The sequence below is a fragment of the Gordonia paraffinivorans NBRC 108238 genome, from assembly GCF_000344155.1.
GTDB classification, from domain to species: Bacteria; Actinomycetota; Actinomycetes; order Mycobacteriales; family Mycobacteriaceae; genus Gordonia; species Gordonia paraffinivorans.
In genome coordinates this window covers 1-1163 of record NZ_BAOQ01000098.1, presented here as the reverse complement: position 1 = coordinate 1163, position 1163 = coordinate 1, and the positions used below count along the sequence as shown (strand labels likewise).

1 protein-coding gene is annotated in these 1163 nt (G+C 66.1%); it reads right to left on the bottom strand.

Annotated features, from left to right (window positions below; translation table 11 throughout):
• The coding region (locus tag GP2_RS20810; protein WP_006902633.1) for an IS256 family transposase at positions 1–1042 on the bottom strand (1042 nt) is incomplete at its 3' end.
• Positions 1043–1163: the final 121 nt, after the last annotated feature.

Below are 1163 nucleotides of genomic sequence, written 5' to 3'. Positions count from 1 at the left end.
GGCGGATCTCCTTGTTGAGCCGCTCCTGGGGATTGTTGGACCAGATCTGCCGCCAGATCTGCTTGGGGAACGCGGTGAACGCCAACAGGTCGACCCGGGCGGCGTCGAGGTGCTCGGCGACCTTCGGCAGCTTGGCTTCGAGGGCATCGATCACTCGATCGTATTGTGCGTGCACGGAATCCGCGTCGGGCTGGTCGTACACCGAGTGCAGCAGTGTCTTCACCCAGGGCCACGACGACTTCGGGGTCACCGCCATGAGATTGGTCGAATAGTGCGTCCGGCATCGTTGCCAGGACGCGCCGGGCAAGGTGGCGCCGATCGCGGACACCAGGCCGGCGTGGGCGTCGGAGGTCACCAACTGCACCCCGGACAGGCCCCGGGCGACCAACCCGCGGAAGAAGGTCAGCCAGCCGGCGCCGTCTTCGGCGGAGGTGACGTCCAGCCCCAGGATCTCGCGGTAGCCGTCGCCGTTGACCCCCACCGCGACCAGGGCGTGTACGTTGACCACCCGTCCGTTCTCGCGGACCTTGAGGACCAGGGCGTCGGCGGCGACGAACGTGTACGGCCCCTGATCGAGGGGTCGGTTCCGGAAGGCCTCGACCTGGGTGTCGAGGTCTTTCGCCATCACGCTGACCTGGGACTTCGACAGCGAGGTGATCCCGAGGGTGTCGACGAGTTTCTCCATCCTTCGGGTCGAGACGCCGAGCAGGTAGCAGGTCGCAACGACCGAGGTCAGGGCACGTTCGGCGCGTTTGCGCCGCTGCAGCAGCCAGTCCGGAAAGTACGAACCCTGCCGCAGCTTGGGGATGGCCACGTCGAGGGTGCCGACGCGGGTGTCGAAGTCCCGATGCCGGTAGCCGTTGCGGACGTTGACGCGTTCGTCGGAGCGTTGGCCGTAGCCCGCGCCGCACAGGGCGTCGGCTTCGGCGCTCATCAGGGCGTGGATGAACATCGTCAGCAGCTCGCGCAGCAGGTCGGGGCTGGCGCCGGTGAGTCGGTCTTCGACAAGCTGGCGGAGGTCGATATCGTGGGCAGTGGTCATCGCGTGCTCTTTCGTCGAGTCGAGTTGGTAGCTCTCTCGAAGAATCACGCGGTGACCGTCTTTCGTGCGGCTACGACACGCCGGCCAGTTCGTTCAGGTCCGGTTCGTACACCATCTTCAT